General features: G+C 69.4%; 20 protein-coding genes. 6 read left to right on the forward strand and 14 right to left on the reverse strand.

The window, feature by feature from the left end:
* The first annotated feature begins 6 nt into the window (after positions 1-6).
* Positions 7-753 carry a class I SAM-dependent methyltransferase gene (locus AC3ZJJ_RS12630; protein ID WP_489892162.1) on the forward strand — a complete coding sequence of 249 codons (747 nt, stop codon included), beginning with the start codon at positions 7-9 and terminating at the stop codon, positions 751-753.
* Between the two features lie 18 nt (positions 754-771).
* Here the strand turns inward: AC3ZJJ_RS12630 and AC3ZJJ_RS12635 are convergent, their stop codons facing one another.
* Entirely contained in the window at positions 772-1,185 is a 414-nt protein-coding gene (locus tag AC3ZJJ_RS12635; RefSeq protein ID WP_489892163.1) for a LexA family protein, read from the reverse strand.
* A gap of 87 nt (positions 1,186-1,272) precedes the next feature.
* Between AC3ZJJ_RS12635 and AC3ZJJ_RS12640 the strand changes: the two genes are divergently transcribed.
* Complete coding sequence (locus AC3ZJJ_RS12640) at positions 1,273-2,166, forward strand: serine hydrolase domain-containing protein (RefSeq protein ID WP_489892164.1); 894 nt, start codon at positions 1,273-1,275, stop codon at positions 2,164-2,166.
* A gap of 6 nt (positions 2,167-2,172) precedes the next feature.
* Here AC3ZJJ_RS12640 and AC3ZJJ_RS12645 read toward each other — a convergent pair whose 3' ends face one another.
* The 3 genes from AC3ZJJ_RS12645 to AC3ZJJ_RS12655 form a co-directional block, all read right to left on the reverse strand.
* Entirely contained in the window at positions 2,173-3,330 is a 1,158-nt protein-coding gene (locus AC3ZJJ_RS12645; protein ID WP_489892165.1) for a carboxylate-amine ligase, read from the reverse strand.
* Entirely contained in the window at positions 3,330-4,085 is a 756-nt protein-coding gene (locus tag AC3ZJJ_RS12650) for an SDR family NAD(P)-dependent oxidoreductase (RefSeq protein WP_489892166.1), read from the reverse strand. The genes AC3ZJJ_RS12645 and AC3ZJJ_RS12650 overlap by 1 nt, the downstream gene beginning before the upstream one ends.
* A gap of 98 nt (positions 4,086-4,183) precedes the next feature.
* The gene (locus AC3ZJJ_RS12655) at positions 4,184-4,594 is read right to left on the reverse strand and encodes a hypothetical protein (protein ID WP_489892167.1); all 411 of its coding nucleotides are present in this window, start codon (positions 4,592-4,594) and stop codon (positions 4,184-4,186) included.
* A 74-nt stretch (positions 4,595-4,668) separates the two neighbouring features.
* Between AC3ZJJ_RS12655 and AC3ZJJ_RS12660 the strand changes: the two genes are divergently transcribed.
* Positions 4,669-5,199, forward strand: coding sequence for a metallophosphoesterase family protein (locus AC3ZJJ_RS12660; protein ID WP_489892168.1), 531 nt, complete (start codon positions 4,669-4,671; stop codon positions 5,197-5,199).
* Positions 5,200-5,330: 131 nt separating this feature from the next.
* Positions 5,331-5,876, forward strand: coding sequence for a YceI family protein (locus AC3ZJJ_RS12665; protein WP_489892169.1), 546 nt, complete (start codon positions 5,331-5,333; stop codon positions 5,874-5,876).
* A gap of 64 nt (positions 5,877-5,940) precedes the next feature.
* Here AC3ZJJ_RS12665 and AC3ZJJ_RS12670 read toward each other — a convergent pair whose 3' ends face one another.
* Positions 5,941-6,150 (reverse strand): DUF4287 domain-containing protein, encoded by a 210-nt coding sequence (locus AC3ZJJ_RS12670; RefSeq protein ID WP_489892170.1) that lies wholly within the window; start codon positions 6,148-6,150, stop codon positions 5,941-5,943.
* A gap of 188 nt (positions 6,151-6,338) precedes the next feature.
* Between AC3ZJJ_RS12670 and AC3ZJJ_RS12675 the strand changes: the two genes are divergently transcribed.
* Positions 6,339-7,163, forward strand: coding sequence for a DNA-formamidopyrimidine glycosylase family protein (locus AC3ZJJ_RS12675; protein WP_489892171.1), 825 nt, complete (start codon positions 6,339-6,341; stop codon positions 7,161-7,163).
* Between the two features lie 19 nt (positions 7,164-7,182).
* Here the strand turns inward: AC3ZJJ_RS12675 and AC3ZJJ_RS12680 are convergent, their stop codons facing one another.
* Positions 7,183-7,503, reverse strand: coding sequence for a biopolymer transporter Tol (locus tag AC3ZJJ_RS12680; RefSeq protein ID WP_489892172.1), 321 nt, complete (start codon positions 7,501-7,503; stop codon positions 7,183-7,185).
* A 41-nt stretch (positions 7,504-7,544) separates the two neighbouring features.
* On the opposite strand from AC3ZJJ_RS12680, the gene AC3ZJJ_RS12685 reads away from it, so the two are divergent.
* A complete protein-coding gene (locus AC3ZJJ_RS12685; protein WP_489892173.1) occupies positions 7,545-7,796 on the forward strand; it encodes a DUF3253 domain-containing protein in 252 nt (83 codons plus the stop codon).
* 123 nt (positions 7,797-7,919) lie between these two features.
* Here AC3ZJJ_RS12685 and AC3ZJJ_RS12690 read toward each other — a convergent pair whose 3' ends face one another.
* The 8 genes from AC3ZJJ_RS12690 to AC3ZJJ_RS12725 all read right to left on the reverse strand — a co-directional run bounded on the left by AC3ZJJ_RS12690 (position 7,920) and on the right by AC3ZJJ_RS12725 (position 16,334).
* Positions 7,920-8,429, reverse strand: coding sequence for an aconitase X swivel domain-containing protein (locus AC3ZJJ_RS12690; RefSeq protein ID WP_489892174.1), 510 nt, complete (start codon positions 8,427-8,429; stop codon positions 7,920-7,922).
* Positions 8,426-9,706, reverse strand: coding sequence for an aconitase X (locus AC3ZJJ_RS12695; protein WP_489892175.1), 1,281 nt, complete (start codon positions 9,704-9,706; stop codon positions 8,426-8,428). The genes AC3ZJJ_RS12690 and AC3ZJJ_RS12695 overlap by 4 nt, the downstream gene beginning before the upstream one ends.
* Positions 9,690-11,024, reverse strand: coding sequence for an FAD-dependent oxidoreductase (locus tag AC3ZJJ_RS12700; protein WP_489892176.1), 1,335 nt, complete (start codon positions 11,022-11,024; stop codon positions 9,690-9,692). The genes AC3ZJJ_RS12695 and AC3ZJJ_RS12700 overlap by 17 nt, the downstream gene beginning before the upstream one ends.
* A gap of 34 nt (positions 11,025-11,058) precedes the next feature.
* Positions 11,059-12,729: a dihydroxy-acid dehydratase domain-containing protein gene (locus AC3ZJJ_RS12705; protein WP_489892177.1), complete on the reverse strand. Its 1,671-nt coding sequence runs from the start codon at positions 12,727-12,729 to the stop codon at positions 11,059-11,061.
* Between the two features lies 1 nt (position 12,730).
* Complete coding sequence (locus AC3ZJJ_RS12710; RefSeq protein ID WP_489892178.1) at positions 12,731-13,525, reverse strand: ABC transporter permease; 795 nt, start codon at positions 13,523-13,525, stop codon at positions 12,731-12,733.
* On the reverse strand, positions 13,515-14,366 hold the full coding sequence (locus AC3ZJJ_RS12715) for an ABC transporter ATP-binding protein (protein ID WP_489892179.1): 852 nt from the start codon (positions 14,364-14,366) through the stop codon (positions 13,515-13,517). Before AC3ZJJ_RS12715 ends, AC3ZJJ_RS12710 begins: the two co-directional genes overlap by 11 nt.
* 19 nt (positions 14,367-14,385) lie before the next feature.
* On the reverse strand, positions 14,386-15,459 hold the full coding sequence (locus AC3ZJJ_RS12720; protein ID WP_489892180.1) for an ABC transporter substrate-binding protein: 1,074 nt from the start codon (positions 15,457-15,459) through the stop codon (positions 14,386-14,388).
* Positions 15,460-15,551: 92 nt separating this feature from the next.
* Positions 15,552-16,334: an IclR family transcriptional regulator gene (locus AC3ZJJ_RS12725; RefSeq protein WP_489892181.1), complete on the reverse strand. Its 783-nt coding sequence runs from the start codon at positions 16,332-16,334 to the stop codon at positions 15,552-15,554.
* Positions 16,335-16,449: the final 115 nt, after the last annotated feature.

Consider the following 16,449-nt stretch of genomic DNA (forward strand, 5'->3'; position numbering starts at 1 on the left):
TAGATCTTGCCATTCGGCAACACTGCTTGCCACACGAAGCACGTGCGGGACACCATCGATCGGCAGGCAGGATCGGAACAAGAGAAGGGCCCGGACGCGATGCACGACTTTGGCAAGGACTACTGGGAGGCGCATTGGGAACGGCCGCGCGTTTCCACCGACGCTTCGGCCGACGCCCCGGCGGACCCGTACCTCGAGCCAAACCCCCATCTGGTGGGCGAAGTGGGAGACCTGGCCCCGGGGACCGCCCTGGACGCCGGGTGCGGGGCCGGGGCGGAGGCCGTCTGGCTTGCGGCACGCGGCTGGAAGGTCACCGCCGCGGACATCTCCGCGGAGGCTCTCGCCCAGGCGGCACGGCGCGCGAAGGAGGTTTCCGCCCCCGGGAGCGTGGCATGGGTGGAGGCGGACCTGACCTCTTGGGAGCCGGGCGGCCTCTTCGATCTGGTGACGACGCACTACGCGCATCCCGCGATGCCGCAACTGGCGTTCTATCGGCGCGTGTCGGAGTGGGTGGCGCCGGGCGGCAACCTGTTGATCGTCGGGCACCTGAACCATGCCGACGGCGAGGGGCACGGGCATGGCCACCAGCCGCCGCGGGAGGCCACCGTGACGCTCGCGGACATCGCGGGGGTCCTGAATCCCGAGAGCTGGCGGATCGAAACCGCGTTGGAGCGATCGCGCGCCATCACGGCACCGGACGGCCGGGCCGTCCCGTTGCACGACGCGGTGGTGCGGGCCGTGCGCCTTCCCTAACGTGGGCCGCGGGATGCCCTAGAGGCGGTGCAGGCAGCGCGTTGCGACACCCCACACGGTGAGGTCCGCGAGCTCCGCCAGCTCGGTGCCCGCGGCGCCGTCGTCCGTCTCCAACCGCGCCGTCCGTCCGGTGAGGCGCAGGCGGCGGACCACCAGGTCGCCGTCGAGCACTGCCACAACGACCGACCCGTCGCGCGCGGTGAGCGACCGGTCCACGATCAACTCGTCGCCGTCGGAGATCCCCGCCGCGGCCATGGAGTCTCCGGCGACCCGCATGATGAAAGTGCAGGTGCGGTCCCGGATCAGGTGGCGGTTGAGGTCGATGCCGCCCTGAAAGTAGTCGCGCGCCGGCGACGGGAAGCCCGTGGCCTCGGCCGGCGGGCCGTCGGCGGGTTCCGGCGCGCTGCGCGGCGCGGGGTCGACTCCGAACACCCAACACCACCGCCCTAGAACATAGATTCGAACACCCACGATACCACCGGCGGCGCGGCGCCACGAGGAATCGGGCAGGATGGTGCCATGACCGGCGCCAACGACTTCCCCGCACTGCCTGCGGGCGTGGCGGTCGCCGCCTGGGACGGGGCACGGCTGCTCTGCCGCGGCCCCGGGATCCGCCTCCCCGTCTTCAGCGTGACCAAGATGTTCGTCGCCGCGGCAGTCCTCCGGCTCGCGGAGCAGGGCCGGCTGGAACTCGACGCCTGCCTGGCCGACGTCGTCCCGGCCGCGCCCGCGGGCGCCACCGTTCGCGACGCGCTGCGCCACACCGCGGGACTCGGGGACTACACACACGCCGCCCCGTACGCCGACGCGGTCGCCGACGCCCCGGCGGATCCCTGGCCGCTGGACAGGATCGTCGCGGCGTCCACTGCCGATCCGGCGCCGGCCGGACGGCGCCTCCCTCCCGCGGGGAGCTTTTCATACAGCAACGTGGGCTACTGGCTCCTCGGCGACCTGCTCGAGCGCGTCCAGCGCGGCCCGCTCCCGGTCCTGTTGCGCGAGCTTGTGTTCGCGCCGTCGGGCATGGCATCGGCCCGCTATCCAACGGTCGCGGAGAGCCTCACCCCCGCCGGCTACAGCACGCTCTGGGCGGGCCCCGCCGGAGCCTGCTGGTCCAGCGCGGCGGATCTGGTCCGCTTCCTGCGCTCCCCCGGCCTGGCGCCGGCGTCGTTCTCGCTGATGGTCGACGCCGTCCCGGTGGACGCGGGCGACCCCTGGATCGCGCCGGGCTACGGGCTGGGCGCAATGGTGGACTCCGGCCGCGGCACGTGGGGCCATGGCGGCGGCGGCCCCGGCTACTCCAGCGCCGCCTTCGCGGCCGGGGAGGGCGGGCGCTGCGCAGCGGTCATCGCGCCCGAATCCTCCGGAGTCGATCCGGTCCGGTGCGCGCTGGACTTCCTGGCCCGCGGAGACTGACGGCGGTCACCGCCCGGTGCCCTTGGCGGTGCGTGCGACGGCGTCCGCGACCACGTCGGACAGGTTGCCCCGGCGCGCGAACGCCTCCAATTGTGCCGCCGACCCCGTGCCCTCGGCCAGAATTGCCGCGAGGCCCTCCTCGATGCGGGAGACCTCGCCGCTGTCGGCGAGCGCGGGGCGCACGTGCGCGAGCAGCCCCGCCACGGCGTCGTGGGCGGGAACCGCGCGCCGCAAGGTGGCGTCCACCAGGTCGCCGGACAGGCCCGCCCTGCTGGCCTGGAACTGCCAGACGCGCAGCACGTCCGACGCCGTCGGATCCGGATCGCGTCCGGCGCGCCATTCGCGGCCCGCGGTCTCGACGAGGGCGCGGACGACGCCGGCGACCGTGGCCGCATGCGAGGCGTCGAGACAGACGTCGGCGACCCTGACCTCGACGGTCGGGATGCGGGAGGAGAAGCGGGCGTCGAAGTAGAGCATGTGCTCGTCCAGCGGGACCCCCGATTCCATCAGGATGCCCACCCGCTCCCGGTAGCCGGCCGCCGACCCGAAGATGGTGTTGGGCCCGGTCATCGGCCAGCGCCCCCACACTTGGTAGCGGTAGCTGGCGAACCCCGTGGGCCCGCCGTGCCAGAACGGCGAGTTGGCGCTCAGGGCCAGGACGATCGGCAGCCAGACGCGGATCCGGTCCAGCACGGCGACGCACTCTTCCAGGTCCGCGACGGCGACGTGGACGTGGAAGCCGCAGGTCAGCTGCTCCTCGAGCGTCCGCCCGAAGTTCTGGGCCAGCCTCATGTAGCGTTCGTTCGCGACCAGGTGCGCGTGGCCCACATACGGCGACGTGCCCAGCGCCGCGATCGTCGCCCCGGCCTCCCCGGCGGCCTCGCTGGCGATCCTTCGCCCCCACCGGATGTTGCGCTCCAGTTCGTCCACGTGCAGGCCGGGGGCGGAGACCACCTCGATCTGCTCCTCCTTGACCTCCAGGGTGAGCCGCGGTTCGCGGGGATCGTCGGCCGCGCCACCCGAGCGCCGGTGCGCGGCGTCCGCGACCATCACGGCGTGGGCTCCGCGGCTGAGCTCCAGGGTGTCCCGGTTGACGAGGAGCAGCTCCTCCTCGACGCCGAACGTTCGCAGCCCGCCCTTCGCAACCCTTCCGGTGGCTTCCATTACGTCCTCAGGTAGGAGGCGCCGTTGAGGTCGAGGATGGCGCCGGTCGCCCACAGCGCGCCGCCCGACGCCAGATAGTGGACGGCGGCGGCGACTTCCGCCGGCCTGGCGACGCGACCCATCGGGCTCTGCCCCATGATCCGTTCGCCCTCCGGCCCGGTCAACCGTTCCGCCGTCCGCTCGGTGGCCACGAATCCGGGCGCCACGGACGTGACGGCGATGTTGTGGGGCGCCAGCGAGACGGCCAGGGACTGCCCCATCGCGTGAAGCGCGGCCTTGCTGGCGCCGTACGCCGGATGGTCGGGCTCCCCCCGGAACGCCCCCCGCGATCCGACGTTGACAATGCTCCCGCCCTCGCCCTGCTCGATCATCTGACGTGCCACGCAGTACGTGAGGTTCGCGGCGCCGACCAGGTTGACGTCCAGCGTGGACCTCCACGCGTCCTGCCACTGTCCATAGGACGTGCTGGCCACGGCATGCGGCACCATAACGGCCGCGGCACAGTTGACCAGCACATCGATCCTCCCCGCGCGGCGGACGGTCTCCGCAACGATGCCGGACACCCGGTCGGGATCGGTCAGGTCCCCGCCGACTGTCAGATGACCCTTGCCCGCAAGTGCCGCGGCCGTGGCCTCGGCCGCGCCGCGGCTCCGCGAATAGTGGACGGCGACGACGTCGTCCGAGGCCGCGAACGCCTCGGCGACCGCGCGGCCGATTCCGCGCGCCGCGCCGGTGACCAGTACTACCCTGCCCATTCCGTGGTTCCGTTCATCGTGCCGCCAAGTGGGGCTTGCTGGTTCGAGTCTGCCGCAGCGCCGCCCCCGCGGGAAGTGCCGGCCCCGTATCCGGCACCCTAAGCCCCGTCGAGGAGGGCCGCGTCCAGAAGGCCGAGTGCGTTCGCGAGCACCGCGATGCCGAACATGATCCACCCGATCACGCGCAGCGCGCCCGCATGGTTCTCCGGAGGCGTTGTCCTCCAGTGCGTCCTGCTGGTGGACAGCTGGTAGACGGTCGCGGAATCCGCGTCCGCCGCGCCGGGAAGCTGGTCCTCGGCCAGGGTCCTGGCCACAAGCGTGCCGTCGGCCGACTCCCACACCAGGCAGCGCTCGCCGTCCATCGTCACAACGCGGGCCTCGATGACGCTCCACCGCCGGTGTCCGCGCCCCGCCGCCCAGGCCCACGCGAAGAACACGACCGCGCCGAGCAGGGTGAGCCACCCCAGCAGGTCGAGCGCCGGCCCCGCGGTCGCCAGGAAATCGTTCACTGCTGAAGTCTAGGTTGTACGGCGGGCGTTTCCCTGTGTGCGTTCGTCACACGGCCACATGAGAGGATGCCCGAATGAGCCAGCGCCTTGTTTTCCTCGCGGACACGCACCTGCCCAAACGCGCCAAGGCGCTGCCGCCGGAGCTGTGGGAGGCAGTCGAGGCGGCCGACGTCGTCTTCCACGCCGGCGACTGGGTGGACGTGGCGACGCTGGACGATTTGGAGCGCCGCTCCAAGCGCCTGGTCGGCGTCTTCGGAAACAACGACGGCGGGGACCTGCGTGCGCGCCTGCCCGAGGTGGCTCGGGTGGAGATCGAGGGCATCCGGTTCACGATGGTCCACGAGACGGGCGCCGCGACCGGCCGCGAGCGGCGCGCCGCCGCCGCGTTCCCGGACGCCGACGTGCTGGTCTTCGGCCACAGCCACATCCCCTGGGACACCGTCGCCCCGGGTGGGCTCCGCCTGCTCAATCCCGGTTCACCGACCGATCGCCGCCGCCAGCCGGCGTGCACCTACATGACCGCGACCGCCGACGCCGGCGATCTCCGGGACGTGCGCCTTATTCCGCTGGCTCCGCACACCGCGGACCCGAAACGCTCCCGCTAGGCCTGCGGCGGCCGTCAGACGTTGGCGAAAAGTTTCCCGCATTTTCATTGACACTTCAATTTTACCGTGCAAGACTATATGCATAAGCATATAAACCCCGGCCGACGCCGGTACTACCCCCAGGAGTCACCATGAGCGTTACCTTTACCCCCGGCACGTGGAAGCTCGACCAGGCTCACAGCGAGGTCGGCTTCACCGTCCGCCACGCAGGCATCAGCAAGGTCCGCGGCCAGTTCACCGACGTCGACGCCACGCTCGTGGTCGGCGAGTCCGTCGATTCCTCGTCCGTCGAGGCCGTCGTCAAGACCGCCTCCTTCGACTCGAACGACGACAACCGCGACGGCCACGTGAAGAGCGCCGACTTCTTCGACGTGGAACAGTTCCCGAACATGACGTTCACGTCCACGGGCGCCAAGGGCAACAACGACGAGTTCCAGCTCACCGGCGACCTGACCATCAAGGACACCACGCTTCCCGTGACGTTCGACGTCGAGTTCGGCGGCGTCGCCGTCGATCCGTTCGGCGCCACCCGCGCCGGCTTCTCCGCCACGGCGCAGATCTCCCGCAAGGCCTTCGGCATCACCTGGAACGCCGCGCTCGAGGCCGGCGGCGTCCTGGTCGGCGACAAGGTCACCATCTCCATCGACTCCGCATTCGTGCTTCCCGCCGCCAACTAGTCAAGCGGCCGGCCCGCGAGGGCACACGGCAGGGCGGTCCCGGTCTCGGGGCCGCCCTGCGGCGTTAACCGCAGTGTTCCGCCCGATAGACATGCACCAGCGCATTCGCATGCCCGTGCCCCATCCCGTGCTCGGTCTTCAGCAGGTTGACCTGGTCCATGTGCTTGCGGTCCCGCGCCTCCGCGATCACGGACATCCAGTGTTCGATCGGTTGCCCATACTTCTCGACGATCGACGGGAAATAGGATTTTGGTCCCTTGACGGCTTCGCTCATGCGCTCATCCCATCAGCATGCAACCCCTCCGGCAAGCCCCTGCGGACAATGCGGACCACGACGGCGGAGCGATGCTGCTGGAGTGATGCCGGCCGTCCGCGCCGGGACCATCGGCACACTCCGACGCCCCGGCGTCGTAGTCTTGGCTGGTCCGCAATCCAGGCACCATCAGAACGACGGAGGCAACCGTGCCCGAGGGAGACACCGTCTACCGGCAGGCGGGCGTGCTGCGCGCCGCGCTCGAGGGACGGGTGCTGGCCGCCACGGATTTCCGGGTGCCGAAGTACGCGGTCGCGGACCTGTCCGGCGAGACCGTCTCCGCCGTCCTCTCCCGGGGCAAGCACCTGCTGATCCGGGCCGGGGGCTACACGATCCATTCGCACCTCAAGATGGAGGGGACCTGGCACGTGTACGGGCGCGGCGCCGACGGTTCCTTCGAACGCTGGCGGAAACCGGCGCACACGGCACGCTGTGTCCTGAGCACCGCCTCGCACAGCGCGGTCGGCTTCTCGTTGGGGCTGCTGGAGTTGCGCCCCACGACGGACGAGGAGGACATGGTCGGCTACCTGGGACCCGACCTGCTCGGACCCGACTGGGACGCGCGCAGGGCACTGGAAAGGTTGAGCGCCGCGCCGGGCCGGGCCATCGGCGTCGCGCTCCTGGACCAGCGCAATCTGGCTGGCATCGGCAACGTTTTCCGCAGCGACATCTGCTTCCTCGCCGGCGTCCACCCGGCCACACCCGTCGGCGACGTGGGGAACCTCCCGAAGATCGTCGCCCTGTCGAAGACGCTCCTGGAGGCCAATAAGGACCGCAGCCGGCGCAGCACCACCGGCGGACCGGCGGTCGGCGACGCCGCCACCTGGGTCTACGGGCGCGAGCACCGCGCCTGCAAACGATGCCGCACCAGAATCGTCCGGACGGACCTGGGCGAGGCAGCGGGCCGGGACGCGCCGGGCGCCGCCGAGCGCATCATCTACTTCTGCCCGCACTGCCAGCCCGCGCCGGCGTAGGCCCCTCGGCCGCGCCGCCTCATGGGGTGTCACCGTCCCCCTCGAGCGCGGCGAGGGCCGCGTCCCATCGTCGCCTGCGGGTCTCCTGTGATTGCTCCCACCACGCCTCTCCGCGCTCCCCCAGCCCCTCCTTGGCCTTCTGGACCCTTCCGCGGGCCTCGGCGAGCGCGACGTCGTCGCCCTCCTTCTTCTGCCGCATAACCTCCGCGCGCGCCCGCCCCAAGTGGGACAACAAGCGCTCGCGCACATCGCCGGGCAGCTGGGGGTCCTCCCGGCGCCACCGCCTGCCGCCGTGCAGGAAGTAGCGCTCATCGTCCAGGTCACCATTGCCGTTGCCCATGTAAGGATGTTCCCAGCCAACGACCGAGGGAAGCGAGATCCATGGAAGACGACCTCCGCGCGCTGATCCTGGAGTTCGCCCGCTCGCGCACCGACGGGAAGACGTTCTGCCCGTCCGAGGTTGCCCGCGCCACGGGCCGGTCGAATTGGCGGCCGCTGATGCCGGAGGTCCGACAGGCGGCCTTCGCGCTCGCCGACGAGGGCGCCGTGGTGGTGATGCAGCGCGGAGAGGTCGTCGACGGGCGCACCGCAAAGGGGCCGCTGCGTATCGCCGCCGCGCCGGGGAACGCCTGAGGGCTGGTCCTCAAGTGTCGGTGCCGCCCGCCGCTGCCCGCCACCACACAACCCAGGATTGCGGACCCATGGACGGCCACCGGCCCCGCCGACCCGAACCGCCCCACCGCTCTAGGGCATGCGCTACCTGATGTGGTCGTTCACCGGCGATCGGCGCTCGATGATGGTGACTTTCCCTGAAGTCCCGTCGACCTCCACGATGTCGCCCGTCCGGATGACTTCAACCGGATCCGCGTCGAGTTCGCTGACCGTGGGCACCCGGGTCACGACCGCGCCGAGGACCGCCTTCGTGGTCACGGTGGTGAACACCATGGCCAGCGGCGCCGTCCCAAGCAGTCGTGTGCTCTGGAAGAATCCAGACCATCCCGACGAGCCTTTGGCTCCCGGGAAAACGAGCACCTTGCCCGCGAAAGACGCCCCGAAGAGGCTGTGCCGGCGTTCGATGATCGTGCCCCTGGCCGGGTCGATCCCGCCCCACCCGGAGATCGTCTCCGGAGAGACCAGGGCCTCTCCCCTGACGATTCCCGGAACGATCCCCCGGCCGCGCAAAACGCGTGGGAGCGTCTGGGCAACCCCGCCGGCCGCGGCCGCGGATGTGCCTCCGTCCGTTCCGTCCACCACGTGCGCGCTCATCTCAAGCCGCCCTTCCATTTGCCGGTGATCGCCGCATCGACGCACTCCGCCGTCGTCCCGAACCATGCCTCGATGCCAAGGATCGCCGGCAGGTAGTGGGCCTGTTTGGCGCTATCCGTCGCGAAAACCCGCGTGCCGCTGGGCGCCGTCCGGGACATCGCCGGGCAGGAATCGGTCAGCAGCCTCCCACCGGCCCGCTCGATCACGTCCGAGTAGCCGTTGCGGTCCGCCACCGCGCGCAGTGCCCGCGGCGTCATGACCCACAACTCAGTCCCTGGATTCAGCCGCTTGCCGTCGAGCAGGGCCGCGATCTCTCCCAACTGTTCCAGCGATGCGTGCGGGCATCCCAGCAGGATGAAGTCGACGTCGTCGATGTCGCCCTGGTTGTTCAGGGTTTCGTACGCCCGCTGGCGGTCGGCCCGAGTGTACGGCACGGGCTCCGGAGGCGGCTTGTCCCCGAAGGCCGCCTTCACGCTGGGGGCCTCGGGGGTCACGCCCGGCAGGTGGAAGATTTCCACTCCTCCGCTGGTCGCGAGGGCCGCCCCCAAGTGCTTGAGGTCCGCCTGGGTCGGCAACGCGAGGTTCCCTGTCAACACCGGCCGCTCCTCCTGCACGATGTCGCCGGCAAAGTAACCGAACATGCCCCAGTCCATGAACGAGTCGATGCGCACCTCGGAGGCGATCAGGTGGGTCCCTCCGCGGTTCCGGTCGAGGTGGTTGCCCCAATAGGGGATGCGGCCCGTGAGACCGGCCGCTCCCGTCGACGCGGTGCCCTCGCAGTTGGACTTCGCCCCGATGACCGAATTGGCGTAGACGACGGCCGATGACTCCATCCAGGCGATGTGTTCGCCACGGACCGGGAGGTTGCCGACCTGGTACGGCGTGCACGTGGCCAGGATGTTGATGCCACGGTCGCTGGCGAAGGATTCGGCACCCGCCTGCAGTTCCACGAGGTGCGGATTGTAGGGGGTGACGTTGAGCGCGTCCGCACTGAACCCGTGCTGCAACTGGCAGGTGGGCACCCGCATCTTCGGAATTTCGATGTCGTCGTCGCAATCGAGGTTGATCACGGCGTAGGCCTTGTTCCAGCCGCCCTCGCGGGCGATCTTTTCCTTGGCCGGCGTCGGCTGCGTGGAAGTTCCCGCCACGTTCCGCACGCTGCAGAGGCGCTCCGCGTCCAGCCCCTCTCCGTATCGGATCAGCAGGTCCATGGCGGCGGCAACGGCGGTGCCGTCGCGGCCGTCGCGCATCGCCTTGTCCTCATCGGTGAGCAGCATGGCCGGCCTCCTGCCCGACGGCGACAGGATCCGGTCCGACGTTCGCGCGAACCCGGTCCCGCAGCTGGGAGACGTCGATCTCGGCGACCGGGCCGCCGTCGGCCAAGTCCAGGGCATGCGCCGCGGCCTCTCCCATGGCGGCGCACGGTCCCATCACCCGGACGCTGGAGAGCGCGGCGGCGTCTCCGTCGACGCATCGCCCGGCGGCCAGCAGGTTCACCGCGCCCCGTGGGGTGATGCTGCCCAACGGCACGTAGTGCACGTGGTCGGGGTCGAACTGTTCCCACACGTATCCCTCGGGCTTGTCGTGCAGCTCGATCGGCCAGGCGGTGCGCGCGATCGAGTCGTCAAAGCGTGTTCCGTCGCGAACTTCGGCTGTGGTCAACTGGTGCTCACCGGCGATCCACCGGGTCTGCCGCCGGCCCGGGAAGCCGTACAACCGCACGATGGCGCGCCCGAACGCTTCGGGGAACTCGGTGCGCAGGAACCCGACGACGCGGTCCGCCTGCTCCTTGCCCCGCAGTTGGGCGGCGGAGGCCTCGACCGCCTCGAGTGGCGCCTCGACGTGGGTCATGTTCATTACCGCCGTGTCCCGCCCGGGAAAGAAGAACGCGAGCCCGTCCTTGCGGAGGAGCCCGTACTGGGACGCCTTGTCGTGTACCCGGCGCGCCAGTTCGGCCGGCTCCGGGGCGAACGCGGGGTCGAGGTTCTCCAGGCGGACCTGCTGCGAACCCCAGATGGTTCGCTCCGGGACCCGGCACTCGAGGCCGGCCTCCCATGCCAGCGCCGCATCTCCCGAGGCGTCGATGAAGGATTCCGCCGCGACGCGCAGCAGCCCGTAGCGCGTGGCAAACGTGACGGCCCGGAGGTGCCCGGCGTCGTTCTCCACCTCCAGGATCGACGCGCCGGTCACCGGCACGATTCCCTTCTCGACCACCTGGTTCTCCATCCACCGGCCCACGGCGTTCTCGTCGTAGTTCACGGTCACGGTGTGCCGGCGGTTGTACGAGAGGTCGCCTGTGCGCTCCAACGCCGTGAACATGGGATCGAAGATCCCGTGGGTGAGCTGTTCGTAGGCGGGCCCGTTGCCGTAAACCCCGCAGAACAGACCGATCAGGGAGTTGGCGCACTGCCCCCCGAGGACGGGCAGCGAGTCGACCAGCACCACCCGCTTCCCCAGATCGGCCGCCGTCAGGGCGGCGGACATGCCGGCGATGCCCGCGCCGACGATGCACAGGTCGGCGGTCAGCTGCTCCGGCGCAGCGTCCCGGTGTTTGGTGAGCGTTCGGATCTTCACTTCGGTCAGTTCGTGGGGCATGGCGGTTTCCTTAAGTAGTGGCGGGGCGGCGGCATCAGCGGCCGAGGGTGGCCCCGTGTTCGAGCGGTGCGACGTTTGCCGCATAGAGGCCCAGCCATCCGGCGGTCCCACCGGATGCGGCGGCCGGTACGGTGGCGGCGCGGCGGAGCAGCTCGGCGTCGTCGACCATGAGGTCCACGGTGCCGGCGGGGATGTCGATGGAGATGGCGTCTCCGTCCCGGACCAGCCCGAGTGGACCCGGCAGGGCGCCCTCCGGCTTCACCTCGCCGACGACGATTCCCTGGTTGACGAGGCCGGACAGCTGGCCGTCCGTGATGACGGAGACTTTCCCCGTCAGCCCGGCACCGTTGAGCGCGAACACAACGTTGGAGGCCATGCCCATGCCGGGCGTTCCCACCGGTCCCACACCGCGCAGGACCAGGACGGACCCCTCGTCCACGTGCCCGGCGTCGATCGCGGCGATCGCCCCGGCGGCCTCCTCGAAGACGACGGCGGGCCCCGCGAAGCGGTCCATTCGACGCTCGGTCGCGGACAGCTTCACGATCGATCCGGCGGGCGCGAGTGTGCCGCGCAGGATCTGGATGGTCGCGTAGGGAGCCCGCGGCCGCGACAGCGGCCGGACGAGTTCCTCGTCGGGCACCTCGTACCCGTCGAGCGTCTGCCCGACCGTTGGGCCTCCAATGGTGGCGGCCTCCAGGTCCAGCACGTCGCGCAGCTGGCGGAGCACGGCGCGTGCCCCTCCGGCGCGTTCGAACGACTCGATGCTGTCCGGCCCGCTGGGTCGAACCGCCGTGAGTGGGCGGACGCTGGCGCCGAGCTCCGCGAACAGCGCGTTGATGTCCACATCGACGCCGGCTTCGACGGCGATCGCCTGGAGGTGCTTGACGCTGTTGATCGATCCGCTGACCGCGAGCACCGCGGCGACAGCGTTGCGGAACGACCCCGCCGTCATGATGCTCCGCGGCGTACGACCCTCGCGGATGGCGTCGAGGATCACGGTCGCGGACGCGGCCGCGTTGTCCCACATGGCAGGGCTGTTGGCGGCGACCGGGGCCGATCCCGGAAGCCCCATGCCCAGTGCCTCGGCGATGATGTGCATGGTGTTGGCGGTCCCCATGCCGGTGCAGACGCCCGGGCCGCCGATGGCGCGGTCGCTGATGGCGCAGAGGTCCTCGATCGTGATTCCGCCCGTGGCCACGTGCCCGGCCTTGATGAAGACCTCCTCGATGTCGGCGGGTTCCCCGTTGTCCATAACACCGCATGGCTGGTATCCGCACGGCACCACGATCGTCGGGACGTTGATGCGGCCCGCGGCCATCAATTGCCCCGGCGTCGTCTTGTCGCAGGAGGCCAGGCAGACCATGCCGTCCAGCATCGCGCCCTCGACGGCGGCCTCGACGTCGTTCGCCAAGAGGTCGCGGCTGGACAGGACGTACCCGCCGCGGGCTCCGGCGGCCATGATGAAGTCCGTCGGGGCCACGGTCCTGATCTCGAAGGCGACCCCCCCGGCGGCGCGGATGGCGTCGCAGACCCGGTCCGCAATGTCGTCCAGATGGCTGAAGCACGGCGCCAGCTTCGAGGACGAGTTGACGACGGCGATCTTCGGCTTGCTGAGGTCCTCGTCGGTCAGGCCGAGGACCTTCCATTGGGTGCGGCGGGTGGCCCAGCGCGGGCTCCCGACCGGGAAGTTGCTGCGCAATTCCATCTCAGCCCACCGCCTTGCGGCCGTACACGGACTCGTGCCAGGGAATCACGAACCGCTTGAAGGACGTGACGATGAAGTACATGATCAGGCCGACGGACGCGAGCATCAGGATGACCGCGAACAATGCGGGGGCGTTGAGTTCGTTGAGTGTCTTCACCACCATGTACCCGAGCCCCTCGTTCCCGCCGAGGTATTCGCCGACGATCGTGCCGATGACGGCCAGGACAATCGCCGTCTCCATGCCCGCGAACACGTGTGGCATCATGCTCTTGATTTCGAGGTGCGTGAAGGTCTGCCACTTGCTGGCGTTGATGCTCTGCATCACGTCGCGGTGGCCTCGGTCCACGGACCGCACGCCCAGCAGGACGTTGAGCATGACCGGGAAGAACGCGAGCAGCCCGGCGATGATGACCTTGGTGGTCATGCCGAAGCCGAACCAGATGACGAACAGCGGGATGAGCGCGACCTTGGGCACCACCTCCATCGCAATGATCAGCGGGCGGACGCTGGCCTCGAGCAGTGGCAGCTTGCCCAGGGCCACCCCGACGACGACACCCGCGATGGTCCCGGCGAGGAAGCCGAGGACGATCTCGGTCACCGTCACCTGCACGTTGTTCCACGTCTCGGGCTGGACGATGATCTGGCCGAGGTTGTCGAAGATCTGGGACGGCGGAGGGAGGATCAGCGGCGAGACCTCCAGCGCCTTGACCGTGAGTTCCCAGACGACGAACAGCACGATAAGCAGACCGGGTGTGGTGATCCAGGGCAGGACCTTGAGCAGCTTCCTACGATTCATCGTCGTCCTCCTGGTTGAGCGAGGCGCGCAGGGTTGCAACGACCTCGTTGAATTCCTTCGACGTGTGGATCTCGGCGGCACGCGGGCGGGCGAGCGGCACGTCCACGATCTCCTTGATGCGGCCGGGACGCGGCGTCAGGTGGACCACGCGGTCCCCCAGAGAAACGGCCTCTTCTATGTCATGGGTGACGAAGACGACAGTGGCCTTGGTGGCGAGGGCGATCCGCTGGATCTCCACGTTCATCTTTTCCCGCGTCAAAGCGTCGAGCGCGCCGAACGGCTCGTCCATCAGGAGCAGCTCCGGGTTGTCGCTCAGCGCACGGGCGATGGCGGCGCGCTGGCGCATCCCGCCGGAAAGCTCCCGGGGGTAGTTGGAGAGGAAACTCTCCAGCCCCACGAGCTCCGCCAACTCGCGGGCGCGTTCCCTCCGTGCGGATTTCTTCATCCCGCGCAGCTTCAACGGGAGCGCGATGTTCTCTTCGATGTTGTACCAGGGGAAGAGGTTCGAGTCCTGGAACACGACGCCGAGGCGCTTGATCACGCTGGAATCGACCTTCTCGTTGTGCCACAGCTGGCGACCGCCGATCTCCACGTGTCCGGCCGTCGGGGTGACCAGGCCCGCCATGATGCGCAGCAGGGTCGTTTTGCCGCAACCGGAGCGCCCTATGAGGGACACGAACTCCTGCTTGCGGATCTCGAGGTTGATGTTGGAGAGCGCGTTGACCGTGCTCCGCTCGGTCTTGTAGGTCTTCTGCAGTCCGCTGATCCGGATGTCCACGGGCTGCTGGGCCTGGGGAATGGTCAGCACGGCCGCGGCGGTGTTTTCCGCTTGCATCGTCATGTTCCCTCCTTGTCTCGGGCTACTTGCCTGCTGCGGGCAGGTACCCGTTGTCCATCCACTCCTGTGGATCGGCGCCGGTCTTGACCATGCCCGCGTCCACGAGTTCCGCGTAGCCCTCGTCCCAGTAGTCCCCGACCGTGGTCAGGAGCGGCTGCGTCCCCTTGGCGGTCCACAGGTCCCGGCTCTGTCGCAGCGATTCCTTCACGACGTCGTCGTCGTCCAGCGACGCGAAGGAGTACTTGGAGCGCATGGTCTTGATGACGGAGTCCAGGGCCTCGTCGTCGACGATCGCCTGGACCGCCTCTTGGATGGCCGCGAGGTACTTCCTGATGTCCTCGCCGTTTTTCTCCAGGCCGTCCTGGGTGGCCGTGTAGACCTGCGAGTCGGCGCGGACGGCATCCCCGGCATCGAACGCCGCCGCCTCGGGATACTGCTTCTGGGCAATGATGGACTGGTCGATGCTGACCATGTAGCCGGCGATGTCGCCGCGCTTGACCAGTTCGAAGGTCCCCGGGCCGAGGCCGACGACCTGGCGTTTGACCTGGGTCGGGTCGAACCCCGCCTTGTGCAGCATAAGCGACAGGGACTTGTCGCTGGTGCCGCCCTCCGAGGGGACGCCGATGGTCTTGCCGAGGAAGTCCTCGGGCTTCTCGAGCGGGTTGTCCTTGCTGTAGAGGGTGCGGATGGACGAGCCGCGCACGATGCTGCCCACGTTGACGAGGGGCTGGCCGTCGACGGCGGCCGAGATCAGGTCGATGGCGCCGACCCGGGTCAGAGGGCCCACGCCGGAGATGAGGGTCTGCAGGGCCTGCGGCGATCCCTTCGTGGACTGGAAGGTGACCTTGAGTCCCTGCTTTTCGAAGTAGCCGCCCGCGTCGGCCAGCAGTTCCGGCGCGACGGACAGGGTCTCCATGGGCAGGTAGCTGAGATAGGTGAATGACTTGAGCCCCTCGGCCGATCCGCCGGCCGCGGCATTGGACCCGCACGCGGCCAGGGCGCCGGTAGCACCCAGTGCCGCGAGGCCGAATGCCCCACTGAGGAAGTTTCTGCGATTGACGGTGGAACGGGTCAGGGTTGTGGGGTTGGTCGACATCGTCGTCTCCTGGTTCGTGGTGAACAGCTGAGACGACTATCTCAATCCATAGTGAGTGCGCTCCAGAGCCTTCCCGCTGAATGAGATCCAGGTCACATGGGGTGTGGCGCTTCGGTGTTGGGGATCGTTGCCCGCCCCAAGGATCGCGTGATGGCGAGCGCGGTGGTCTGGACCGCGTGGGCCATCGAGTGCTCGCGAAGCCGGCCCAGTGGCGTGTTGACGGACACGGCGGCGATCACGTTTCCGCGGGGGTCCCTGATGGGCGCGGCCACCGAGATGGCGTCCATGACGACCTGCCTGTCGCTCACCGCGAAGCCGCGCTCGCGGATGGCGGCCAGCGTCCGGCGCAGGGCGCGCGGATCGGTGACGGTCAAGGGGGTATAGCGCTCGATCGGGCCGCGGAGGAACTCCTCCTGGATGTGCGCGGCGGCGTGCGCCAGGAGCATCAGCCCCACGGACGTGACGTGCAGGGGGTAGTGGCTGCCCACCGTGGGGCGCATGGACTCGGAGTTCGAGTGCGCGAGGCGCTCAATGAAGACGGCCTGCAGGCCCTCGCGTACGGCCAAGTGGACCGGCGCGTTGGTGATGTCCATGAGGTCGCGCATCAGTGGAAGCGCCGCACGCTGGACGCCGACGGATCGGGGCGCGTGGGCGGCCACCTCCCACAGGAGCAGCCCCACGTGGTACCTGTTGTCCGGTCCGCGCTCCAGGAAGCCTTCGGCGACGAGCGAGGAGAGGATCCGGTGGCACGTGGAAACGGGCAGGTGCGCCCGGTGGCTGATCTCCGTGGCGGTCAGGTCTTCCGCGTCGCGGTCGAAGGCCCGCAGGATTCCCGAGACTCGAGAGAGCACGCTGCGTCCGTCGTCACTGCGCACCTACGATCCTCCGCCATAGTCGTCCAGATCACATCCTAACGCGGAGGACACCGGGCGCAGGTGCCCCGAAGGGCGCTCGGGGACTCCCTCGCTAGACAGTCCCCAGGCCCCCGGA

Source organism: Arthrobacter sp. AOP29-A2-19, from assembly GCF_058138025.1.

What these genes read in the sequence shown, in the direction of transcription:
- AC3ZJJ_RS12640 (WP_489892164.1), top strand. Translation starts at nt 1,273, where the DNA reads ATGACCGGCGCCAACGACTTCCCCGCACTGCCTGCGGGCGTGGCGGTC.
- AC3ZJJ_RS12645 (WP_489892165.1), bottom strand. Translation starts at nt 3,330, where the DNA reads ATGGAAGCCACCGGAAGGGTTGCGAAGGGCGGGCTGCGAACGTTCGGC.
- AC3ZJJ_RS12700 (WP_489892176.1), bottom strand. Translation starts at nt 11,024, where the DNA reads ATGCCCCACGAACTGACCGAAGTGAAGATCCGAACGCTCACCAAACAC.
- AC3ZJJ_RS12705 (WP_489892177.1), bottom strand. Translation starts at nt 12,729, where the DNA reads ATGGAATTGCGCAGCAACTTCCCGGTCGGGAGCCCGCGCTGGGCCACC.
- AC3ZJJ_RS12660 (WP_489892168.1), top strand. Translation starts at nt 4,669, where the DNA reads ATGAGCCAGCGCCTTGTTTTCCTCGCGGACACGCACCTGCCCAAACGC.
- AC3ZJJ_RS12710 (WP_489892178.1), bottom strand. Translation starts at nt 13,525, where the DNA reads ATGAATCGTAGGAAGCTGCTCAAGGTCCTGCCCTGGATCACCACACCC.
- AC3ZJJ_RS12695 (WP_489892175.1), bottom strand. Translation starts at nt 9,706, where the DNA reads ATGCTGCTCACCGATGAGGACAAGGCGATGCGCGACGGCCGCGACGGC.
- AC3ZJJ_RS12680 (WP_489892172.1), bottom strand. Translation starts at nt 7,503, where the DNA reads ATGGGCAACGGCAATGGTGACCTGGACGATGAGCGCTACTTCCTGCAC.
- AC3ZJJ_RS12650 (WP_489892166.1), bottom strand. Translation starts at nt 4,085, where the DNA reads ATGGGCAGGGTAGTACTGGTCACCGGCGCGGCGCGCGGAATCGGCCGC.
- AC3ZJJ_RS12665 (WP_489892169.1), top strand. Translation starts at nt 5,331, where the DNA reads ATGAGCGTTACCTTTACCCCCGGCACGTGGAAGCTCGACCAGGCTCAC.
- AC3ZJJ_RS12670 (WP_489892170.1), bottom strand. Translation starts at nt 6,150, where the DNA reads ATGAGCGAAGCCGTCAAGGGACCAAAATCCTATTTCCCGTCGATCGTC.
- AC3ZJJ_RS12690 (WP_489892174.1), bottom strand. Translation starts at nt 8,429, where the DNA reads ATGAGCGCGCACGTGGTGGACGGAACGGACGGAGGCACATCCGCGGCC.
- AC3ZJJ_RS12715 (WP_489892179.1), bottom strand. Translation starts at nt 14,366, where the DNA reads ATGACGATGCAAGCGGAAAACACCGCCGCGGCCGTGCTGACCATTCCC.
- AC3ZJJ_RS12685 (WP_489892173.1), top strand. Translation starts at nt 7,545, where the DNA reads ATGGAAGACGACCTCCGCGCGCTGATCCTGGAGTTCGCCCGCTCGCGC.
- AC3ZJJ_RS12720 (WP_489892180.1), bottom strand. Translation starts at nt 15,459, where the DNA reads ATGTCGACCAACCCCACAACCCTGACCCGTTCCACCGTCAATCGCAGA.